Here is a 21,151-nt window from a genome sequence, read left to right on the forward strand (position 1 = left end):
GGGCGCGTGCCGACCAACTCCGCCGAAGACCCGCGAGCACGCCGCCGCGACCACGATCGGCAGGACGCGCGCGCGGCGCGGTCCTCGGCGGCCGACCTGGCGAGCAGCCCGTTCCGGATCGACCGCGACCGGATCGCCGCCTCGCCGTTCTTCGCCCGCCTCGGCGGGGTCACCCAGGTGGTCAGCGCCGGTGGCGCCGGTCTGCTGCACAACCGGCTCACGCACAGCCTCAAGGTGGCGCAGGTGGCCAGGGCGATCGCCGAGCGGCTGGCAGGCTCGCCGGACACCGCCGAACTCGCCGAGAAGCTGGGCGGCTGCGATCCCGACGTCGCCGAGGCGGCCGCGCTCGCGCACGACCTCGGGCACCCGCCGTTCGGGCACCTCGGCGAGCAGGTGCTCGACCGGATCGCCCGCCACCGGTACGGGCTGGCGGACGGGTTCGAGGGCAACGCGCAGACCTTCCGCATCCTGACCACCACCGACGTCCGCGGCCCCGCCGCGATCGGCCTCGACCTGACCGCCGCGGTGCGCGCGGCGGTGCTGAAGTACCCGTGGGCCCGGTTGCACGTGCCCGACCCGCACCCCTCCGCCATGCGCGTGCCGCCGCGTGGTGCCGCCGAGCCGGAGTCCTCGCCGGGCACCGGGGCGAGCAAGTTCTCCGCCTACTGCACCGAGCTGGACGACTTCGCGCAGGCGCGGGCGCCGTTCAGCGGCAGGCTGGAGCACTGGCAGCAGACGGTCGAGGCGTCCGTGATGGACACCGCCGACGACATCGCCTACGCCATCCACGACCTGCAGGACTTCCACCGCATCGGCGTGCTGCAGCACGCTTCGGTGGCCGCCGAGCTGGGGCAGTGGTCCGCGCACATGGCCGAGCTGTCCGAACTGGACGCCGGCACGCTGGCCACCGAACGGCGGAAACCGGGCTACTCGCTGGAACGCCTGCGGCGGCGCATGCACGCGAAGGACCGCTGGATCGTCGACGACGAGGCGTTCGCCATGGCGGTGGCCCGGGTGCGCGGCGAACTGGTCGACGACCTGCTCGCGGGTGCCTTCGACGGGTCCATCGAGGCCGAGCAGGCGACCGCCGCGTTCTCCGCGCGCTGGACCGCGCGGCTGGTCGACGGCGTGTCGCTGACCCCGTCGCCGTCCACCCGCTCGGGGCACGTGATGCTGCGGCCCGCGCAGTGGCACGAGGTCCAGGTGCTCAAGTTCGTGCACCGGCGGTTCGTCCTGCTGCGCCCGGACCTGGCGCTGCACCAGCGCGGCCAGGCGAGCCTGGTGTCCACTTTGGTCGACGCGCTGGACGCCTGGCTGGTCGACCGCGACGAGGCCTCGCGGCTGCCGCGGCGGCTGCACGACCTGGTCGAACTGGCCCACCGCGAGTACGCGCTGCTCGCGCGCGACACGCCGGAATTGCTGGTCGGTGCCACCGGCGAGCCGATTCGCGGACAGGACGAGGTGCGCGGCCTGGCCAGGGGACGCGCGGTGGTCGACTTCGTCGCGTCGCTGACCGACAAGCAGGCGGTGAGCCTGCTCGACGCGCTGTCGGGCCGGGCGTCGCAGCCGTGGTCGGATTCCTTCGTCCTGTAGCAACAGGCCGCCCTACCTGGTGAGGAATTCACCTTCGAGGGTCACTCGAAAGGGTGCTGCGTCACTCCGGCGCTCTGCACTTAGGTGGTCTCAGCCGGTGATCACCGGCGGTCGGCCAGCGTGAGTCGGGGCACGCGCCAGGAATCCGGAGGCGCTCGTGCGTCCAGCTCAGTCACCCGGTAGGAGATCGCGAAGAAGAGGGTTGGCCACAGCGGCCTGCCTGGCGGTCGCCGCCGGAGTGCTCGCCCCGGCGGCCGCGGCGGCGGATCCCGCCGCGGACGTCCAGCAGAAGGTGCTCCAGCAGATCGCCGCGCTGCAGGAGCTCAAGCGGGCCCAGGGTCCCGCCGACGCCAAAGTGGACAGCCACCTGCTGGTCGAACAGCAGCGGCGCGCCCAGCGCGTGCCCGCCGGTGAATTGTCCGCTTTGGACACCGGTGCGAAGGTCACCGAACGCGGCACGGTCACCGTGGACATCCGCGCCACCGAGGTCACCGACGACCTGCTCGCGGGCCTGAGCGCCGTGGGCGCGGAACTGCGCACGGTCTCGGCGAAGGCGGCCAGCATCCGGGCCGAACTGCCGCTCGACGCGGTCACCACGCTGGCCCAGCGCGCCGACGTGCGGCTGATCGAGCCCGCCGTGCAGGCCGTCACCGCGCACCAGCTCAGCAACCCCGGGAACGGCACAGCCCGGGCCCCGCGGTCGGACGACGCGCCGGTCCAGAGCAAGGACGAGTTCGCCGCGAAGCTGCAGGCCGAGCTCTCGCAGGCCGAGGTCGGCATCCAGGCCGGGCCGGTCACCAGCGAGGGCGACCGCGCGCACAACGCCGACACCGCCCGCCAGCAGTACGGCATCAGCGGCGCCGGGGTGAAGATCTGCGCGCTGTCCGACGGGGTCGCCTCACTGACCGCCTCGCAGGCCAAGGGCGAGCTGCCGCCGTCGATCGACGTGCTGCCGGGCCAGGAGGGCAGCGGTGACGAAGGCACCGCGATGCTGGAGATCATCCACGACGTGGCCCCGGGGGCGGACCTCGGTTTCGCCACCGCGTTCAGCTCCGACGCCGGGTTCGCGGACAACATCCGCAAGCTCCGCTCCGACGCGGGCTGCGACATCATCGTCGACGACGTCCTCTACTTCAAGGAATCGCCGTTCCAGGACTGGATCATCGCCCAGGCGGTGAACGAGGTGACCACGGACGGCGCGCTGTACTTCTCCTCGGCGGGCAACGAGGGCAACACCAGCGACGGCACCACCGCGCACTGGGAGGGCGACTTCGCCGATTCCGGGCTGCAGGCGGGCAAGTTCTCCGGCGCGGCGCACGACTTCGCCGGTGCCGGGGGCACGCAGATCTTCCAGCCGATCTCCGACGCCTCCTCGGCCTCGGTGGTGGTCACGCTGTTCTGGTCGGACCCGGTCGGCAAGTCGGCCAACGACTACGACCTCTACCTGTTCAACTCCGCCGGTGCGGTGGTGGCGATGAGCCAGAACAACCAGACCGGCACGCAGGACCCGTACGAGCGGCTGGACACCCCGGCGTTCGGCGGCACCGGCCTGCGCCTGGCCGTGGTCAAGTACTCCGGCGAGAACCGGTACCTGTCGCTGTCCGGGCTCGGCGGGCGCTTCTCCGACTCGGCCGACGGCCTCAAGGCCTACACCACCCCGGGTGTGACCGTGGGCCACTCGGCCGCGCGGCAGGCCTACAGCGTGGCGGCGACCCCGGCGGCCAAGCCGTTCGGCTCCCCGCTGGAGCCGGGTGACCCGGCCAACCCGACCGGCCCGTTCCCGGGTTCGTTCGGCCCCAGCACCCAGGTCGAGCGGTTCAGCTCGGACGGCCCGCGCCGGGTGTTCTACGAGGCGGACGGCACCCCGATCACCCCGGGCAACGTCTCGGCCAGCGGCGGCGAGGTGCGCCAGAAGCCGGACCTGACCGCGGCCGACGGCGTGAGCACCAGCATCGCCAACTTCAACCCGTTCTTCGGCACCTCGGCGGCGGCCCCGCACGCCGCGGCGATCGCCGGGCTGGTGCTCTCGGGCAACCCGGACCTGCACCCGAAGGAGATGCGCGAAGCGCTTCTCAACACCGCGGCCGACATCGAACTGGCCGGGACCGACGTGCTCAGCGGCGCCGGCGTGCTGCTGGCCGACCGGGTGCTGGCCTACACCGGGGCCAGCCCGCAGCCGGTCGCGGTGGCCAAGGCGCCCGCCGTGGCCGCCCCGGACGGCTACCTCGACCCGGGCGAGACCGCCAAGCTGACCCTGCCGGTGACCAACACCGGTGACGGCGCGGCGGTGTCCACCAGCGTGGTGCTGACCTCGCCGACGCCCGGTGTGACCATCACGCCGCGGTCGAAGTCCTACGGCACGATCAGCCCGAAGCAGACCGGGGTCAACGAGTTCGGCCTGACCGTGCCGGCGACCCACGAACTCGGTGAGCCGGTGCTGGTGGACGCGAAGGTGAGCTTCGCGGGGGCGCATTCGCCGACCACCGTGCGGTTCCCGCTGCCGGTCGGCAAGCCGTCGCCGGTGGCCACCGACTTCGCCTACACCGGGGCGCCGGTGGCGATCCCGGACAACAACCAGGTCGGCGTGAGCGTGCCGATCCAGGTGGCCGGGGTCGGCCGGGCGTCGAAGCTGACGTTCTCGCTGGACGGGAGCACCTGCAGCACCGACCAGACCTCGACCGCGGTGGGGCTGAGCCACTCCTACGTCGGTGACCTGGTCGGCACGCTGACCGCGCCCTCGGGCGCGCAGGCGGTGGTGTTCCAGCGCAACGGCAGTTCGGGCAACAACCTGTGCCAGGTGGTCTTCACCGACAGCGCGGCACGGGCGTTCAGCTCGGTGACCTTCGCCGACGCGCCGTTCACCGGGTCTTGGCGCCCGGCCGCGACGCTGTCCGGGCTGGCCGCCGAGCGGGTCGACGGCACCTGGACCTTCCACGCGCGTGACGTCGTCGGCGGTGACGCCGGCACCATCCGCGCGGTTTCGTTGCACATCAACGGTTATGTCAGTGGCACTGCGGCGGGCAAGCCCGCTCAGGCGCACCAGGAAGTGCGCAACGGACCGGTCCGCCCGGTCTGATCCACCCCTGCTGAAAACCCGCCTCCCGCACTGTCCGGAATGGACAGTGCGGGAGGTGTGGGGTGATCTCCGCCATGGGCGGGGTAAACCGGTGGACAGCGGACCGTACACTGGGAGCGTGGATATCCTCCTCGAGTAGCGTGCCGCCCGCGTGAGCACACCGCGGGCGTATCCGACGCTGCCCGGAATCCATCACCTCCCACCTCGGAGTTTCCTTTGATCACGGCCTCCGGCCTGGAGCTGCGCGCCGGCTCCCGCCTCCTGCTCGCCGACACCTCCCTGCGCATCCAGCAGGGCGACCGCATCGGCCTGGTCGGCCGCAACGGCGCCGGCAAGACCACCACGCTGAAGGTGCTCGCCGGTGAGGGCGAGCCCTACGCCGGCGAAGTCCGCCACACCGGTGAACTCGGCTACCTGCCGCAGGACCCCCGCGAAGGCGACCTGTCGGTCACCGCCAAGGACCGCGTGCTCTCCGCGCGCGGGCTCGACGCGCTCCTGCGTGACATGGAAAAAGCCCAGACGGCGATGTCCGAACTGGTCGACGACAACGAGCGCGACAAGGCGATCCGCCGCTACGGCAGGCTGGAGGAGCGCTTCTCCGCCCGCGGCGGGTACGCGGCCGAAAGCGACGCCGCGCGCATCTGCGCCAACCTGGGCCTGGCCGACCGCGTGCTGGCGCAGACCCTGAGCACGCTTTCGGGTGGCCAGCGCCGCCGGGTGGAGCTCGCGCGCATCCTGTTCGCCGCCTCCGAGGCGGGCGCCAGCGGCCGGTCCGACACCATCCTGCTGCTGGACGAGCCGACCAACCACCTCGACGCCGACTCGATCACCTGGCTGCGCGGCTTCCTCAAGGCCCACGACGGCGGCCTGGTGGTGATCAGCCACGACGTGGAACTGCTCGCCGAGGTGGTCAACAAGGTCTGGTTCCTCGACGCCACGCGCAGCGAGCTGGACCACTACAACATGACCTGGCAGCGCTACCTCGACGCGCGCGCCACCGACGAGAAGCGCCGCCGCCGCGAGCGCGCCAACGCCGAGAAGAAGGCTTCCGCGCTGCAGCAGCAGGCGGCCAAGCTCGGGGCCAAGGCGACCAAGGCGGTGGCCGCGAAGAACATGGCCCGCCGCGCCGAGCAGATGCTGGCCAACCTCGACGAGACGCGCCAGGCCGACAAGGTCGCGCACATCAAGTTCCCGGCCCCCGCGCCGTGCGGGCGCACCCCGCTCACCGCGGAGGGGCTGTCGAAGTCCTACGGCTCGCTGGAGATCTTCACCGGCGTGGACCTCGCCATCGACCGCGGGTCCAAAGTGGTGGTACTCGGGCTGAACGGCGCCGGGAAGACCACCCTGCTGCGGCTGCTGGGCGGAATGGAGCAGGCGGACACCGGCGAGACCATCCCCGGGCACGGCCTGCGGCTGGGCTACTACGCCCAGGAACACGAAACCCTCGACCACGACGCGAGTGTTTGGGAGAACATCCGCCGCCTCGCGCCGGACACCGGCGCGCAGGAACTGCGCAACCTGCTCGGCTCCTTCCTCTTCACCGGCGAGCAGCTCGACCAGGCGACGGGCACGCTGTCCGGCGGCGAGAAGACCCGGCTCGCGCTGGCCGGGCTGGTTTCCAGCGCCGCCAACGTGCTGCTGCTCGACGAGCCGACGAACAACCTGGACCCGGCCAGCCGCGCCCAGGTGCTCGAAGCGCTGCGCACCTACTCCGGCGCGGTGGTGCTGGTGACGCACGACCCCGGCGCGGTCGAGGCGCTCGAACCCGAACGCGTGATCCTGCTGCCCGACGGCACCGAGGACCATTGGTCGCCGGACTACCTGGAACTCGTGCAACTGGCCTGAGGTAGTTCGCCGCCGAAACCGCTCCGGGTGCGTTGATCAGTGGTTAGTTGATGTTGGACAAACACTGGAATGGCCCAATGTCATAGCGGTTTCGCAGGTTTTTCGCCTGTCGTCTGGCATTCCGCGCCCCAGTGTTCGATCATTGCGGCGGCAGGGGTCGAATGTGGCCCAGAACACGCTCATGCGGAAGGCGGAGAGACGTGGCTGACCTGAAGAAGGGCGCGCGGATCACCGGTAACACGCGCGACAAGCTGGCCGCAGATCTGAAGAAGAAATACGAGAAGGGCGCGAGCATTCGCGCGCTGGCCGAGTCCACCGGACGGTCCTACGGATTCGTCCACCGGGTGCTTTCGGAATCCGGCGTGCAGCTGCGCGGGCGCGGTGGGGCCACCCGGGTCAAGAAGAAGTAACAATCCGCTCGTCCGGGGTTTCCCGCGGAAAACACAGCATCGCGCCGAACAACGCCACCGGGTACACCAGATAGCCGAACCGGGTGGCCGGGGTGAGCAGGATCGAGGTGCCCAGCCCCACCGCGATGCGGAACATCGCGTCCGACCCGGTGACCGGCGGCCGCCGCAGCAGCCACCAGCTCAGCGCGAGAGCCGCGGCGAGGAGCAGGACGATCGCGAGCACGTGGCCCGCCTCGCCGGTGCTCGCGATCAGGTAACCGGGGAAGGGACTCGTCGCCGGTGAGGCGACCGCGCCGAGACCGGCCGGGAACCGCACCACGTGCTCGAGGAACGCGGCGGGGCCGGCGAGCAGCACGGGGACGTTGACCGCGGCGCACACCCCGGCGAAGGCGAGAGTCGCGGTGCCGAGCGCCTTGGCGCCGAGCCTGGCGGTGATCAGCACCGCGACCACGACCGCGGCGGGCAGCGCGGTCAGCTTGGCGCTGACCACCAGCGCCAGCACCGCGGCGGCGGCGAGGGGGTGGTCCTTCGCCGCGAGCGTGGTGCCGAGCACGATCAGGCCGATGATCGCCAGGTCCGGCCCGGCCACCGCGAAGGTCAGCGCGGTGAGCGGGAAGGCCACGGCCAGTTGCGCGGCGGTGACCGGCACCCGGGGGCGGCCGAGCAGCCGCAGGCTCGCCCACGCGCACAAGGCCGCGGTGAGCGCGAAGTACAGCCGCGCGTCGGTGAACGGGCCGTCGCCGAACAGCGCTCGCGGCAGCCCGAACACGGTCATCACCGGGCCGTACGGGGTGTAGTCGTTGACCTCGGGCAGGCGGCCGAGCGCGTGCACGTCCACGTACGGTGTGCCGGTGTCGAGCAGCAGCGAAGCCGAGCGCTCGATCACCCACACCTCGGGTTGCGCGCTCCACGACCACGGCGTGGTCAGCCAGTCCACTCCGGTCAGCCGGCGGAACACCAGGGTGAGCAGCGGCGCGAGCATGCCCACCACGGCGACGCAGACCACGCCGGTCCACCGGCTGTGCCACCAGCGGCGGGCCTCGCGGTGCCCGGCCGCGAGCAGCCAGGCGGTGTGCGCGAAGGCGAGCCCGTAGGCGGCCGTGGCGAAGTTGCCCCAGATGCGGAAGCCGTAGAACTCGTTGGTACCGGCCAGGATCAGCGCGTAGACCGCACAGGCGAAGTAGATCGCGAGATCGAGGATCAGGGGGTGCGTGGACCACAGCCGACGCAGGCCCTCGGGAACATGACGGACCACGCGTTCCTGCTCACCTTCGCCACGGGGATCTTTCCTCTGGTGTGCAGGCTACCGAGGGATCGGGCGGGAAATCCGCCAGATCGGGAACAAGGAGTTGGATTTCGCCGTTGTGCAGGACATATCCGGGAAAAAGCTCTATGTTACTTGAGGTTCTGGGGGAAGGATCGGTCCGATGGACAACACGTGGTCGCTGATGATGAGCGCGATGCGGGCGGGCGAGACGCCGCGCGGGCTGGCGCGGGGCACCGTCCGGCGGGTGGCGGAGTTCGCCAGGCCGCATTGGCGCAGGCTCGCGGTGTTCGGCGTGCTGACGGTGATCTCCGCGGTGCTCGCGGTCAGCACCCCGCTGCTGGCGGGCCAGGTGATCGACGTGATCACCAGCGGCGGGCAGGCCTCGGCGGTGGTGTGGCTGGCGGTGGCGATCGCCGGGCTGGCGGTGCTGGACGCGGGACTGGGCCTGGCCGAGCGGTGGCAGTCCTCGCGCATCGGTGAGGGCGTGATCTTCGACCTGCGGCGCGCGGTGTTCGAGCACGTGCAGCGCATGCCGGTGGCGTTCTTCACCCGCACGCGCACGGGCGCGCTCGTGAGCAGGCTGAACAACGACGTGATCGGCGCGCAGCGGACCTTCACCGCGACGCTGTCCGGCCTGCTGACGAACTCGATCCAGCTGGTGCTGACGCTGGTGGTGATGGTGGCGCTGTCCTGGCAGGTGACCCTGCTGGCGCTGGTGCTGCTGCCGGTCTTCGTGCTGCCCGCGCGGCGGATGGGGCACCGGATGGCCGCGCTGCAGCGGGAATCCTCGGGCCTGAACGCGTCGATGACCACGCAGATGACCGAGCGGTTCTCCGCGCCGGGCGCCACGCTGGTCAAGCTGTTCGGCAGGCCGCGGGCCGAGGCCGACGAGTTCGCCTCACGCGCCGGGCGCGTCCGTGACATCGGGGTGCGCACCGCGATGCTGACCCGCTGGTTCATGACCAGCCTGACGCTGGTCTCGGCGCTCGCGCTGGCGCTGGTCTACGGGCTGGGTGGCTGGCTGGCGCTGCAAGGGCAACTGGCCGCGGGCACGGTGGTCGCACTCGCGCTGCTGCTGACCCGGCTGTACACGCCGCTGACCGCACTGGCGAACGTCCGGGTGGACGTGATGACCGCGTTCGTGTCCTTCGAGCGGATCTTCGAGGTGCTCGACCTGGACCCGATGATCAAGGAGAAGCCGGAACCGGTACCGCTGCCCGACGGCGCGGTCTCGGTGGAGTTCGACGACGTGCGCTTCGGCTACCCGGCGGCGGACCGGTACTCGCTCGCCTCGCTGGAAGAAGTGGCCACTGTGGACGGTCGCGGTGGGGACGAGGTGCTGCACGGCATCAGCTTCCGCGCCGAACCGGGGCAGATGGTGGCGCTGGTCGGTTCCTCGGGCGCGGGGAAGTCGACCATCGCCTCGCTGCTGCCGCGGCTCTACGACGTCGATTCCGGAGCGGTCCGCCTGTCCGATGTGGACGTGCGGGACCTGAGCTTCCCCACGCTGCGCGCCACGGTCGGCGTGGTCACGCAGGACGGGCACCTGTTCCACGACACCATCCGCGCGAACCTGCTCTACGCGCGGCCGGAAGCGACCGACGAGGAACTGTGGGACGCGCTCACCCGGGCGCGGCTCGCCGACACCATGGCGGCGCTGCCCGACGGCCTGGACACCCTGGTCGGCGAACGCGGCTACCGGCTCTCCGGCGGTGAACGCCAGCGGCTGACCATCGCGCGCCTGCTGCTCGCCCGGCCGCGGGTGCTCGTGCTGGACGAGGCGACCGCGCACCTAGACTCGTCCTCGGAGGCAGCGGTGGGGGAGGCGATCTCGGACGCGCTGCGGGGCCGGACCGCGCTGGTCATCGCGCACCGGCTGTCGACCGTGCGCGCGGCCGACCTGATCCTGGTGGTGGAAGGCGGCAGCATCGTCGAACGCGGCACGCACGAAGAACTGCTCGCCGCGGACGGCCGCTACGCCGAACTGCACCGCACCCAGTTCGCCGAGGACCCGCTCCACGTCTGACCCGCCACCGCGGTGCTATGAGTGGGGCATTACTTGCGTTCATTGCAAGTAATGCCCCACTCATAGCGTTTTACCGGCGCTCAGGCACCCGGATGGGGGTCAGCCGAGCATGGGGACCCGCGGCTGGTAGCGCTCGAACAGCGCCGCGTTGGCGGCGTCGCCGCCGTCCACGTTGGAGCTGCGCCAGAGCGGGACCTCGACGCCCTCGGCGGCGGCCTGCTCCAGGGTGGCGGTGAGCACCAGGCTCCACAGGAAGGCGTTGACCACAGTGGACAGCGGCCCGGTCACCGGGTTGTCCGCCGGGTAGCTGGCGTCGCCGGGGCGGATGCCGGTGTCCAGCACGATGGTGCCCTGTTCGACCAGCGTGCTCGCCGAGCGCCGCGGCGCGGCTTCGACCGAGGCCCGCGAGCTGACCGCGATCACCGGGGCGCCGGCTTCGCGCGCCGCCATCGCCAGTTCCACCGGGTACGGGTTCACCCCGGAAGTGGAGAAGACCACCAGCAGGTCGTCGGGCCCCGGCGCCTTCGCCGAGAGCACCTCGGCGGCCAGGCCCGGGCGCCGCTCGGCGCCGGTGCTGCGCTGCGCGCCGTGCAGCGGCAGCAGTTCCTCGTGGTAGAGCGGGTAGACGTTGGCGAGCCCGCCCGCGCGGTAGAAGGTCTCCGCCACCGCGGCCAGGGAGTGCCCGGCCCCGGCCGAAAAGACCAGCGCGTCCGCCCGGATGGTCCGCACGATCAGGCCGGCGGCCTCGGTGACGGCCTCGGCGTTGTCCTTCCGCGCCCGCTCCAGCGCTGCCGCGGCGAGATCGGCGAATTCAGTGGTGCTCACCACATCGTCCCTTCGTGGGAATGGTCGGCTACGAAGCAACCTTGCCATGATCGGAGGAGGAGGTGGGCGTGCGGGAAGAACAGCAGAGACAGGCCGCTGTCACGATCCGGCGGGCACGCGGACCAGTGCGCGCGGTGGTACTGGTGCTGCACGGTGGCGCCGAGCGCGGACGCGCGGCGGTGCACCCCTGGCGGCTGGCCTACCTCCGGATGGTGCCGATCGCGAAGTCGGTGCACCGGGCCACCGCGCGGCACGGCGTCGAGGTGCGGCTGCTGCGCAACCGCGTCCGCGGCTGGAACGCGCCCGGACTCGACGCGGTCCGCGACGCCCGCTGGGCGCTCGACGCCATCCACACCGACCACCCCGGGGTGCCGGTGGTGCTCGTCGGTCACTCGATGGGCGGACGTGTGGCGCTGCGCGTGGCCGACGACCCGGCCGTGGTCGGCGTCTGCGCGCTGGCTCCGTGGACACCGCCCAGCGAACCGGTGACCGGCGTTCGCGACCGCGCCGTCCTCATCGCACACGGCACGAAGGACCTCATCACCAGTCCCGCCGATTCCTCCACGTTCGGTAGTCGCGCCGAGACGGTCGCCTCCAGGATCGCCCGGTTCGAGGTCTCGGACGAGGGACACGCGATGCTGCGGCGCTCGCCGGTATGGACCAGGTTGGTCTGTGCTTTCACACTGGACGCACTCGGATTGCCACCGGCGGACGGCGTGTTGACCGGCGCTTGGGCCAAGCCGACCGCGGAGCGGCTGCGAATCCCGCTTTAGGCACCGGGAGGGGAGGTACCGTGACGAGTTCGAAAGCCGGTCCGGCGACCACGGACGGCGGGTGGCCGGAACTGGCGGCCGCACCGGATGCACCGCTGCGGGCGAAGATCGCCGAAACGTTGTTCCGGCGGGCGGTCCGCCCGCTCGACGTGCGCGTGGTCCTGCCCGGCGGGCGCTGGCTCGGCGCGGGCGGGCCGGAGGCGCCGCGCATGTACCTGCGCCGCCCGGCCGCGTTCTTCCACCGGCTCGGGGTGGACGCGAAGATCGGCTTCGGCGAGGCGTACATGCTGGGGGACTGGACCTCCGACGCGCTGGCCGAGGTGCTCACCCCGTTCGCCGAGCGGATGGCCACGCTGATCCCGCCGGTGCTGCACCGGTTCCGGCGTTTCGTCGACCGCCGCCAGCCGGCCGGTGAGGCGAACACCGTGGACGGTGCCCGGCGGAACATCCACCGCCACTACGACCTGTCCAACGACCTGTTCGCCACCTTTTTGGACGAAACGATGACCTATTCGTCCGCTTTGTACGGTTCACCGGGTGAGGACCTGCCTGCCGCCCAGCGGCGCAAGATCGACGGCGTGCTCGACTACGCCGGGGTGCGCGAGGGCAGCGAGGTGCTCGAGATCGGGACCGGCTGGGGCGAGCTGTCCATCCGCGCCGCCCAGCGCGGCGCCCGGGTCACCTCGCTGACCATCTCCGGGGAACAGGCGGCACTGGCCAGGAAGCGGATCGCCGACGCCGGCCTGTCCGACCGGGTGGACGTGTGCCTGCGGGACTACCGGCTGTCCGAAGGGCGGTACGACGCGGTGGTCAGCGTCGAGATGATCGAGGCGGTCGGCGCGGAGTACTGGCCCGCCTTCTACGAGACCATCGGCAGGCGGCTGCGCCCGGACGGCAGGCTCGGCCTGCAGGCGATCACCATGGACCACGACCGCGTGCTCGCCGCCGCCTCCTCGTACACCTGGATGCACAAGTACATCTTCCCGGGCGGGCTGATCCCGTCGCCCGAGTCGATCGAGACCGGGCTGGCCGAGCACGCCGGGCTGAAGCTGCGTGCGGCCCGCGAGTTCGGCCAGGACTACGCGCGCACCCTGCGCGAGTGGCGCGAGCGGTTCACCCGGCGCTGGGCCGAGATCGCCGAACTCGGCTTCGACGAGGTGTTCAAGCGGATGTGGGAGTTCTACCTGGCCTATTCCGAAGCCGGGTTCCGCTCCGGCTACATCAAGGTCCGTCAGCTCTCGTTCGGCAGGTAGGCCCCGCCGGGGCGGCGGGCACAACCGGAAGGGGGTGTCGCACGTCCTTGGCTTCGGGGGTTGCGGTTCACTGGGCACCGCAGGCACGTCGACGGCAGGGATCGGTGAGGTTGATGACCTACGGCGGAGACTACGGCGGGCAGGAGCCCCGCCCGGCCCCCCGAGGCCCGCGGCAGCACCAGCGCGCGCAGATGCTCCCCATCCCGGGCCGGGAGCAGCCGCCGGCCCGGCGCGAGGCGTACCAGCCGCCGCGCGAGGAGCAGCACATGCCACCGCAGCAGACCCTGCGCGCACCCGTCCCGCCACGCGGGCCGGAGGCACCGCCGCGCCCGCCGATGCGCGAGCGGCCGCCACGCCGCCCCCGCCGGTGGAACTTCGGCAAAGTACTGCTCAGCCTGGTGATGGTCTTCGTGGTCTTCCTCGCCGGGGTGTGGGTCTACCTGGAGTTCTCCATCAACCGGATCGACGCGCTGGCCGACTACGAGGGCCGCCCGGCCGCCGCCGAGGGCACGAACTGGCTGGTCGTCGGCTCGGACTCGCGGGCAGGACTGGACCCGGAGGACGAAGCCCGGCTGTCCACCGGTGACACCGCCGGGCAGCGCACCGACACCATCATGGTCGCGCACATCCCGGACAACGACACCCCGCCGACCCTGCTCAGCCTGCCGCGCGACTCGCAGGTGAAGATCCCCGGCCACGGCACCAACAAGATCAACGCGGCGTTCTCCTTCGGCGGCCCGCAACTGCTGGCCAAGACCGTGGAAGGCGCCACCGGCCTGCGCATCGACCACTACGCGGAGATCGGCTTCGGCGGTTTCGCGAACATCGTCGACGCCATCGGCGGGGTGGAGATGTGCCTCGAAACCGAGATGAACGACTCGATGACCGGCGCCAAGCTGGCCGCGGGCTGCCAGGAACTCGACGGCGCACAGGCGCTGAGCTTCGTGCGCATGCGCTACAGCAGCGCGACCCCGCGCTCGGACCTCGACCGGGTGGCCAACCAGCGCAAGTTCATCGGCGCGATGGTCTCCGAGATGGCCAGCCCCGGCACCCTGCTCAACCCGTTCTACCTGTTCCCGCTGCTGTCCGAGGCGCCGGAAGCGCTGACCATGGACGAGGGCGACCACCTGCACAACCTGGTCGGGCTGGCCATCGCCATGCGCGGCATCTCCAGTGGCGGCGTGGTCACCACCACCGTGCCGGTCACCTCGGCCTCGGCGGAGAACTGGGACAAGAAGAAGTCCGAGCAGCTGTTCGACGCGCTGAAGAACGACACCGCGATCCCGGACAGCGTCATCGTCAACTAGTAGCTGGTGCCCGTCGCCCGCTCAGGCGGTGCGGCGGGCGCGCAGCGCGGCCAGCGCGCGGTCGGCGTGCACGCCCATCCGCAGCTCGCTCTTGATCACTTCGAGCACGCGGCGGTCGGTGTCGATGACGAAGGTGTGCCGCTTGGTCAGCAGCGGGCCGAACTTGCGGCGCACGCCGAACCGCGCGGCCACCGTGCCGTCCGGGTCCGACAGCAGCGGGTAGTCGAAGCCGTGCGTGGCCGAGAACAGCTGCTGCTTGGCCACGTCGTCCGGGCTGATCCCGACCCGCTGCGCGCCGACCGCGGCGAACTCGGCGGCCAGGTCGCGGAAGTGGCAGCTCTCGGCGGTGCACCCGCTGGTCATCGCGGCCGGGTAGAAGAACAGCACCACCGGGCCGCCGGCGAGCAGCTCGGACAGCGACCGCGGCTGCCCGCGGTCGTCGTCGAGGGTGAAGTCCGGGGCCAGGTCTCCCTGCTGCATGTGAAGAACTCCTCTGCCGTGCGCGTGGCCCGATCCTGCCTGGTGTTCGGAGCCGCGCGCACGGCGGGCTGGTCCTACCTCGCGGCGTGCCGGTCGATCAGCTCTTCCACGTCCGACTTGGTGGCCGACTGGGCGATGAACGGACCGCGCCCGGCGAGCACGCCGAGCCGGCGCAGCCGCTCCGCGTGGGCGGCGTCGCGCACGCCCTCCGCGCCGATCCGCAGGCCCATCTCCTTGGCACGGGAGACCAGTTGGCCGAGGTGACGGGAGGCGACCTCGTCGTCGTGCACGGCGAGCGCGTCGACCACCTCGCCGGTGAGGATGACGTGGCGCACGGGCAGCTGGTGGGTGCGGATCAGCTCCAGGTCGGCGCTGCCGGACACGGCCAGCACCAGGTGCGCGCCGAGGTCGGCGAGCACCGCCAGCGAGTCGATCACCTCACCGTTCGGGTCGAGCACCGACGGCCCGTCCGTGCACAGCCGCAGCGCGCCTGCCGGCAAGTCGTTGCGGTCGAGCCCCTCCTTGACCAGCAGCACCAGGTCCGGGTCGGTGGCCAGCCGGTAGGGCAGGCGCACGCACACCTCGGGCGCGGCGACGCCGAACTTCTCGCGCCAGCGCGCGGTCGCCGACAGCGATTCGGTGAGCAGCCAGCGGCCGAGCGGGATCATCATGCCGGTGGTGGCCGCCAGCGGGTAGAAGTCCTCGGACTCCAGGTTGCCGAACTCCGGGTGGTTCCAGCGCAGCCCGGCGTTGACCACGGCCAGCTCGTCCTGCTTGGCCAGTTTCACCGTCGGCTGGAACACCAGGGAGAACTCGCCGTTCTCCAGCGCGCCGGCGATGGTGGCGCCGAGCCGGTAGCGGCTGCGGTCGCGCGCGTCGAGTTCGGGGTCGAACAGCATCCACTGCGCCTTGCCCGCTTCCTTGGCGCGGTGCAGGGCGATCTCGGCGGCACGGAGCAGTTCGTCGGCCGAGCCGCCTGCGGCCTTGCGGACCACGATCCCGGCGCTGGCGCTCACGCCGATGCCGAGTTCGTCGTAGTAGACCGGCTCGGTCAGCTCGTCGAGGACCTGCTGCACCAGGGCGATCACCTCGGTGGCGTTCAGCTCGCCGTGCAGCAGCACCGCGAACCCGTCACCGGAGAGCCGCGCGATGAAGGCGTTGTGCTCGGCGAAGACCGTGCCCAGCTTGCGGCCGACCGTGCGCAGGACCTGGTCGCCCAGTCCGGCGCCGAGGCCGTCGTTGATCACCTTGAAGCCGTCGATGTCCAGGTACACCAGCGCGAGCTGGCCGGGGGAGTCCGCGGCGACCGCGGACTCCAGCTTGGTGGAGAAGCTCAGCGCGTTCGGCAGCCCGGTCAGCGAGTCGTGCAGGGTCTGGTGGCGCAGCCGCTCCTGGAGCAGGTGCAGGTCGTTGACGTCCTCGACCATCAGCACCGGGTAGGACCGCTCGGTGCAGTCCGAGGGCAGCTGGGACAGCGTGACGTTGACCCACAGCGGGTCGTCCTCGGCGTTGGAGAGCACGATCAACTGGCGGTACAGGGAAAGCTCGGCGCCGGCGAGTTCGGCCAGGCCCGTGGCCAGCGTCGCGGACCCCTTGTCGGTGGAGGCCAGGCTCGGGATCGGCGTGCCGCGCAGCGTTTCCGGCCGGCGCCCGAGCATGCGGCCCAGCGCCGGGTTCGCCTCGACGATCACGCCGTCCTGGTCCGCCAGCGCGATGCCCAGCGGAGAGGCTGAGTACAACGCGGCGAACCGGCGCTTGGCGCCTTCACGGGCGGGATCGGTTTCGGCGCGCAGCTCGTGGGCGAACCGGAGCAGGCTTCCCTCGATTTCCTCGGGCGGAAGCGATACTCCTTCCGTGTCGGCCAATTCGGCCGCCCATTTGCGGGCGATCTCCACCAATCCTGGCGCGTCACCAGGTCTCGGCACTGTCCACCTCTTCATGTGATGCAAAGGCCGAGTTCAGTGCCGGTGCGGGGATCGCAGAACCCGCCAAGGGCACGACTCAGCCGAGAGTCATGCCACGTCATCACGCCGCAAGCAGGGTGTCTACCGGCTGAAAGGGTGATGATCGGTACTCGAACGGGTACTCTGAGTGTGACAGTTTATCGCCTGGTCAGGAGAATCGGCAGTCCGTCGGCCGGGACCGGTAGGGAAACGTAGTCCCAGCGCGCTTCGTAGGCCGCCGGAACCGACCAGCGGAAACGGCGCAGCATCTCGTGCAGCAGCGCTTTGACCTCGTACATCCCGAAGTGCAGCCCGATGCACTTGTGCGCCCCGCCGCCGAAGGGCATCCACGCGTAGCGGTGACTGCGGTCTTCGCGCCGCGCCTCGGAAAACCGGTCCGGGTCGAAGCGCATCGGGTCGGTCCAGCACTCGGGCGCGAAGTGGTTGATGGTCGGAGAAACCCCGACCAGCGTCCCAGCCGGTAGGTGGAACCCCAGAACTTCCGTGTCTTGCAAGGTTTTCCGCGCCAGTGATGGTACGGGCGCGACGAGCCGCAGCGCCTCCTTGATCACCAGCTCCAGTGTGGACAGTTCACCGAGAGCGGCGACATCCGGTACGCCGTCACCGAGGCGCAGCGACTCCTCGCGCACGCGCTCCTGCCATTCGGGGTGCTTGGCCAGGTAGTACACCGCGGCGGCGCTGGTGATCGTGGTGGTGTCGTGCGCGGCCATCATCAGGAAGATCATGTGGTTGACCACGTCCTGATCGGAAAACCGTTCCCCGTCTTCGGTGGTGGCGTGGCACAACGCGGAAAAGAGGTCCTCGCCGTCGGCGCGTCGCTTTGCCGGGAGGTTCTCCAGGAAGTAACGTTCGAGGACTTTGCGTCCGTTGAGCCCGGCGGCCCAGCGCCCGCCCGGCACCGGCTTGCGCACGATCGCGGTCCCCGCGCGCACCGAGTCCACGAATGCCCGGTTGAGCCTGGCTGAATCGTTGCCGCTGGGCATGTCCATGAACACGCGGGTGGCGACGTCGAGCGTCAGCCGTTTGAGCGACCAGTAGAGGCGCGGGCGCGAATCCGGCGCCCAGGCCTCGATCCCGTCGCGCAGGGCGGGCCCCATCTGGGCGACGTACCCGGCGAGGCGGTCGCGGGTGAACGCGGACTGCATGATCCGGCGGTGCGCGTGGTGCTCGCCGAAGTCGAGGAGCATCAGGCCGCGGTGGAAGAATTTCTCGATGAAGAAGTCCCAGCCCTGCTGGGAGAAGGCCTTGTCCTTGTTGACGAGCGCGATCTGCGTGGCGTCGGGCCCGGACAGCGAAACGATGCGACGGCCGAACGCGCCCATCCACGACACGGGCCCGTAGGTCTCGTAACGGCGGAGGCCCCACTCGATGCCGAAGCGCATGAAGTCGAGGGAATGCCCGATCAGCGGAGCGCCGTCGTCACCGGGGATGGCCTTGAGCCCACTGCCCGCCGGGGGTGCGGCGAGTTCGCGGACCGGCCAGCGCTGCCCGAGCAGCCGACGGTCCACCGCGCGGGGGAGCGGCATGGAGGTCAGCGGTGGGACACGCTCGCGCAGGGCGGTGGTCACCTTGTGCACGGCCGGCTCCTTCGCCGTTGAGGGACCTACGCCGGACACCTTGCCGTCTTATTGGCGATCTGACAAGAAGGCGAACGGGTTGAGTTGCCGGCGAGCCCCACACTCGAGCACCCGAACCCCACGCTCACGACCGCGACCTCCACGTCCAGGAAGCCGAGTTCCACACTCAGGCAGCTGAACTCCCCACTCAGGCAGCCGAACTCCTCACTCCCGCTGCCGGGGTTGGTGGGACTCGGGCTCGCGGATGTGGGGTTCGGCTACCTGAACGTGGGGTTCGGGTGCCTGAGTGTGAGGTTCGGGCGTCTGAACGTGGGACTCGGGTGCTCGAGTGTGGGGTTCGGGTGTTTGAACGTGGGGTTCGGGTGGTGGGTTAGGGGAGGGTGGGGCGTAGGCGGTGGGCGGCGGCGACCAGGTTTCGCAGGGCGGGTTCGACTTCGGCGTAGGTGCGGGTTTTGAGGCCGCAGTCCGGGTTCACCCAGATCCGCTCCGGTGCCACGGCGGCCACGGCGGTGCGCAGCAGGGCGGTCACCTCGTCGACGTCCGGGACGCGCGGGGAGTGGATGTCGTAGACGCCCGGGCCGACGCCCCGCGCGAAGTCGCCGAGGCCGTCGAGGACTTCCATGCGTGAGCGCGCCGCTTCGATGCTGGTGACGTCGGCGTCGATCGCGTCGATGGCGGGCAGGATGTCCCCGAACTCCGAGTAGCACATGTGCGTGTGGATCTGCGTCGAATCCGCGATGCCCGAGGTGGCCAGCCGGAACGACTCGACCGCCCAGTCGAAGTAGGCGGCGTGCGCCGAAGCACGCAGCGGCAGCAGTTCGCGCAGCGCGGGCTCGTCGACCTGGATGATCCGGATGCCCGCCGACTCCAGGTCGTGCACCTCGTCCCGGATGGCCAGTGCCACCTGCCGCGCGGTGTCGGCGAGCGGCTGGTCGTCGCGCACGAAGGACCACGCGAGGATGGTCACCGGCCCGGTCAGCATGCCCTTGACCGGCTTCGCTGTCAGCGATTGCGCGTACGACGCCCAGTCCACGGTCATCGCCGCGGGCCGGGACACGTCGCCGAACAGGATCGGCGGCCGCACGCACCGCGAGCCGTAGGACTGCACCCAGCCGAACTCCGTCGCGGCGAACCCGGCCAGTTGCTCGGCGAAGTACTGCACCATGTCGTTGCGCTCCGGCTCACCGTGCACCAGCACGTCGAGGCCCAGATCCTCTTGCAGCCGCACCACTTTTTCGATCTCGGCGTGCATCTGCGCGCGGTAGGTCCCCGCGTCGATCCGGCCCGCCCGCAGGGCCGCGCGTGCCTTGCGCACGTCGCCGGTCTGCGGGAACGAACCGATCGTGGTGCTCGGCAACGGGGGCAAGCCCAGCGCTTCCCGTTGCGCCGCCGCGCGTTCGGCGTAGTCACCCCGGCGGCTGTGCTCCGGCTTCAACGCGGAGAGCCGGGCGCGGACGCGGTCGTCGCGGAGGTCGCCGGCGTTCGCCCGGTCGGCGGTCGCCGCGCGCGCCGCGCTCAGGTCCGCGGGCTCTCCGGCGAGCGCTTTGCCGAGAAGAACCACTTCCTCGACCTTCTGCCTGGCGAAAGCCAGCCAGCCACGCAGCCGTTCGTCCACATCGGACTCACGGGCGGTGTCGTACGGCACGTGCAGCAGCGAGCACGAAGTCGACACGCCGACCGAGCCCGCGGTGCCCAGCAGGGTCGCGGCCTTGGCGAGCGCGGCGTCGGCGTCCACCCGCCAGACGTTGCGCCCGTCCACCACCCCGGCCAGCACTTCCTTGTCCCGCAACGCGCTTTCGGCCGCGACGGCGTGCACCGCGTCCGGCTCGGTGACCAGGTCGACCGCGAGCCCGTCGACGGGGGAGCGGGCCAGCACACCGAGCGCGTCACCCAGCGCCCCGAAATACCCGGCGACCAGCAACTTCGGCCGCCGCTCCAAGCCGCCGAGCGCCGCGTACGCCTGCCGCAGCGCCTCCAACTCCTCGGGCGTGCGATCGGCGGCGAAGGCGGGTTCGTCCAGTTGCACCCACCGCACGCCTTCGTCGTGCAGCGTGCCGAGCAAGCGCGCGTAGGCGGTGACCAGGTCGGGGAGCAGGTCGAGCGGGGTGAACCCGCCGGGTGCGCCTTCGGCCGCTTTGGCCAGCAGCAGGTAGGTGACCGGGCCGACGAGCACCGGCCGCGTCTCCACGCCGATGGCCCTGGCCTCGCGGTACTCGTCGAGCGGCTTGCCGCCGGACACGGTGAACTCGGTGTCCGGGCCCAGTTCCGGCACCAGGTAGTGGTAGTTCGTGTCGAACCACTTCGTCATCTCGAGCGCGGGCGCCTCCTGGACCCCGCGCGCCGCGGCGAAGTAGGTGTCGGTCGGCGACAGGCCCAGCTCGGTGAACCGCCGGGGGAGCGCGCCGAACAGCACGGTGTTGTCGAGCACTTGGTCGTAGAAGGAGAAGGTGTTCGACGGGATCGTGTCGAGTCCGGCCTTGGCCAGTCCTCGCCAGGTGTCCAGGCGCAGCCCGCGGGCCACCTTCTGGAGTTCGGCTTCGTCGATCCGGCCGGCCCAGTAGCCCTCGACGGCCTTCTTCAGTTCCCGGTCGGGACCGATCCTCGGGTATCCCAGAACGGTCGAACCCAGGCGGTTGTGCTCTGCCACTGCTCTCTCCTCGCGAGCTGGTCTGACAGCCCGGGGACGGAAAAGAACGCGCGCGAACCAGCGACCTGGTTCGGACGTGTCCTCCCGCGAGACCCGGACCCGCGCACG

The 21,151-nt window shown here is 71.0% G+C and carries 14 protein-coding genes; 8 read left to right on the forward strand and 6 right to left on the reverse strand.

What is annotated here, in order from left to right; translation table 11 throughout:
• The first annotated feature begins 6 nt into the window (after nt 1-6).
• The 4 genes from L3Q67_RS28035 (at nt 7) to L3Q67_RS28050 (ending at nt 6,924) form a co-directional block, all read left to right on the forward strand.
• Nucleotides 7-1,593 (forward strand): deoxyguanosinetriphosphate triphosphohydrolase family protein, encoded by a 1,587-nt coding sequence (locus L3Q67_RS28035; RefSeq protein WP_499184427.1) that lies wholly within the window; start codon nt 7-9, stop codon nt 1,591-1,593.
• Between the two features lie 202 nt (nt 1,594-1,795).
• On the forward strand, nt 1,796-4,669 hold the full coding sequence (locus tag L3Q67_RS28040) for a S8 family serine peptidase (protein WP_499184428.1): 2,874 nt from the start codon (nt 1,796-1,798) through the stop codon (nt 4,667-4,669).
• A gap of 216 nt (nt 4,670-4,885) precedes the next feature.
• Nucleotides 4,886-6,514, forward strand: coding sequence for an ABC-F family ATP-binding cassette domain-containing protein (locus tag L3Q67_RS28045; RefSeq protein ID WP_499184429.1), 1,629 nt, complete (start codon nt 4,886-4,888; stop codon nt 6,512-6,514).
• A 200-nt stretch (nt 6,515-6,714) separates the two neighbouring features.
• The gene (locus tag L3Q67_RS28050) at nt 6,715-6,924 is read left to right on the forward strand and encodes a helix-turn-helix domain-containing protein (RefSeq protein WP_005437638.1); all 210 of its coding nucleotides are present in this window, start codon (nt 6,715-6,717) and stop codon (nt 6,922-6,924) included.
• Here L3Q67_RS28050 and L3Q67_RS28055 read toward each other — a convergent pair.
• On the reverse strand, nt 6,911-8,179 hold the full coding sequence (locus L3Q67_RS28055) for a glycosyltransferase 87 family protein (RefSeq protein WP_499184430.1): 1,269 nt from the start codon (nt 8,177-8,179) through the stop codon (nt 6,911-6,913). The genes L3Q67_RS28050 and L3Q67_RS28055 overlap by 14 nt on opposite strands.
• 172 nt (nt 8,180-8,351) lie before the next feature.
• Here L3Q67_RS28055 and L3Q67_RS28060 point away from each other — a divergent pair, with 172 nt between their 5' ends.
• Nucleotides 8,352-10,217: an ABC transporter ATP-binding protein gene (locus tag L3Q67_RS28060; protein WP_499184431.1), complete on the forward strand. Its 1,866-nt coding sequence runs from the start codon at nt 8,352-8,354 to the stop codon at nt 10,215-10,217.
• A gap of 99 nt (nt 10,218-10,316) precedes the next feature.
• On the opposite strand, the gene L3Q67_RS28065 is transcribed toward L3Q67_RS28060, so the two are convergent.
• Nucleotides 10,317-11,045 carry an SIS domain-containing protein gene (locus L3Q67_RS28065; RefSeq protein ID WP_499184432.1) on the reverse strand — a complete coding sequence of 243 codons (729 nt, stop codon included), beginning with the start codon at nt 11,043-11,045 and terminating at the stop codon, nt 10,317-10,319.
• A 65-nt stretch (nt 11,046-11,110) separates the two neighbouring features.
• On the opposite strand from L3Q67_RS28065, the gene L3Q67_RS28070 reads away from it, so the two are divergent.
• The 3 genes from L3Q67_RS28070 (at nt 11,111) to L3Q67_RS28080 (ending at nt 14,375) form a co-directional block, all read left to right on the forward strand.
• Nucleotides 11,111-11,815 carry an alpha/beta hydrolase gene (locus L3Q67_RS28070; protein WP_499184433.1) on the forward strand — a complete coding sequence of 235 codons (705 nt, stop codon included), beginning with the start codon at nt 11,111-11,113 and terminating at the stop codon, nt 11,813-11,815.
• Nucleotides 11,816-11,835: 20 nt separating this feature from the next.
• On the forward strand, nt 11,836-13,068 hold the full coding sequence (locus L3Q67_RS28075; protein ID WP_499184434.1) for an SAM-dependent methyltransferase: 1,233 nt from the start codon (nt 11,836-11,838) through the stop codon (nt 13,066-13,068).
• 113 nt (nt 13,069-13,181) lie between these two features.
• Nucleotides 13,182-14,375, forward strand: a complete 1,194-nt coding sequence (locus tag L3Q67_RS28080; protein ID WP_499184435.1) for an LCP family protein — start codon at nt 13,182-13,184, stop codon at nt 14,373-14,375.
• Between the two features lie 21 nt (nt 14,376-14,396).
• Here the strand turns inward: L3Q67_RS28080 and L3Q67_RS28085 are convergent, their stop codons facing one another.
• From L3Q67_RS28085 to metE, 4 genes are all read right to left on the reverse strand, one after another.
• On the reverse strand, nt 14,397-14,855 hold the full coding sequence (locus tag L3Q67_RS28085) for a peroxiredoxin (RefSeq protein WP_499184436.1): 459 nt from the start codon (nt 14,853-14,855) through the stop codon (nt 14,397-14,399).
• A gap of 74 nt (nt 14,856-14,929) precedes the next feature.
• Nucleotides 14,930-16,744: a diguanylate cyclase domain-containing protein gene (locus L3Q67_RS28090; protein WP_499191660.1), complete on the reverse strand. Its 1,815-nt coding sequence runs from the start codon at nt 16,742-16,744 to the stop codon at nt 14,930-14,932.
• Nucleotides 16,745-16,956: 212 nt separating this feature from the next.
• Nucleotides 16,957-18,345: a cytochrome P450 gene (locus L3Q67_RS28095; protein ID WP_499191661.1), complete on the reverse strand. Its 1,389-nt coding sequence runs from the start codon at nt 18,343-18,345 to the stop codon at nt 16,957-16,959.
• 421 nt (nt 18,346-18,766) lie between these two features.
• On the reverse strand, nt 18,767-21,043 hold the full coding sequence (gene metE / locus L3Q67_RS28100) for a 5-methyltetrahydropteroyltriglutamate--homocysteine S-methyltransferase (protein ID WP_499184437.1): 2,277 nt from the start codon (nt 21,041-21,043) through the stop codon (nt 18,767-18,769).
• Between the last annotated feature and the right edge of the window lie 108 nt (nt 21,044-21,151).

Source organism: Saccharothrix sp. AJ9571, from assembly GCF_021725495.1.
Classification (GTDB): domain Bacteria; phylum Actinomycetota; class Actinomycetes; order Mycobacteriales; family Pseudonocardiaceae; genus Amycolatopsis; species Amycolatopsis magusensis.

What these genes read in the sequence shown, in the direction of transcription:
- L3Q67_RS28060 (WP_499184431.1), top strand. Translation starts at nt 8,352, where the DNA reads ATGGACAACACGTGGTCGCTGATGATGAGCGCGATGCGGGCGGGCGAG.
- L3Q67_RS28080 (WP_499184435.1), top strand. Translation starts at nt 13,182, where the DNA reads ATGACCTACGGCGGAGACTACGGCGGGCAGGAGCCCCGCCCGGCCCCC.
- L3Q67_RS28085 (WP_499184436.1), bottom strand. Translation starts at nt 14,855, where the DNA reads ATGCAGCAGGGAGACCTGGCCCCGGACTTCACCCTCGACGACGACCGC.
- L3Q67_RS28095 (WP_499191661.1), bottom strand. Translation starts at nt 18,345, where the DNA reads ATGCCGCTCCCCCGCGCGGTGGACCGTCGGCTGCTCGGGCAGCGCTGG.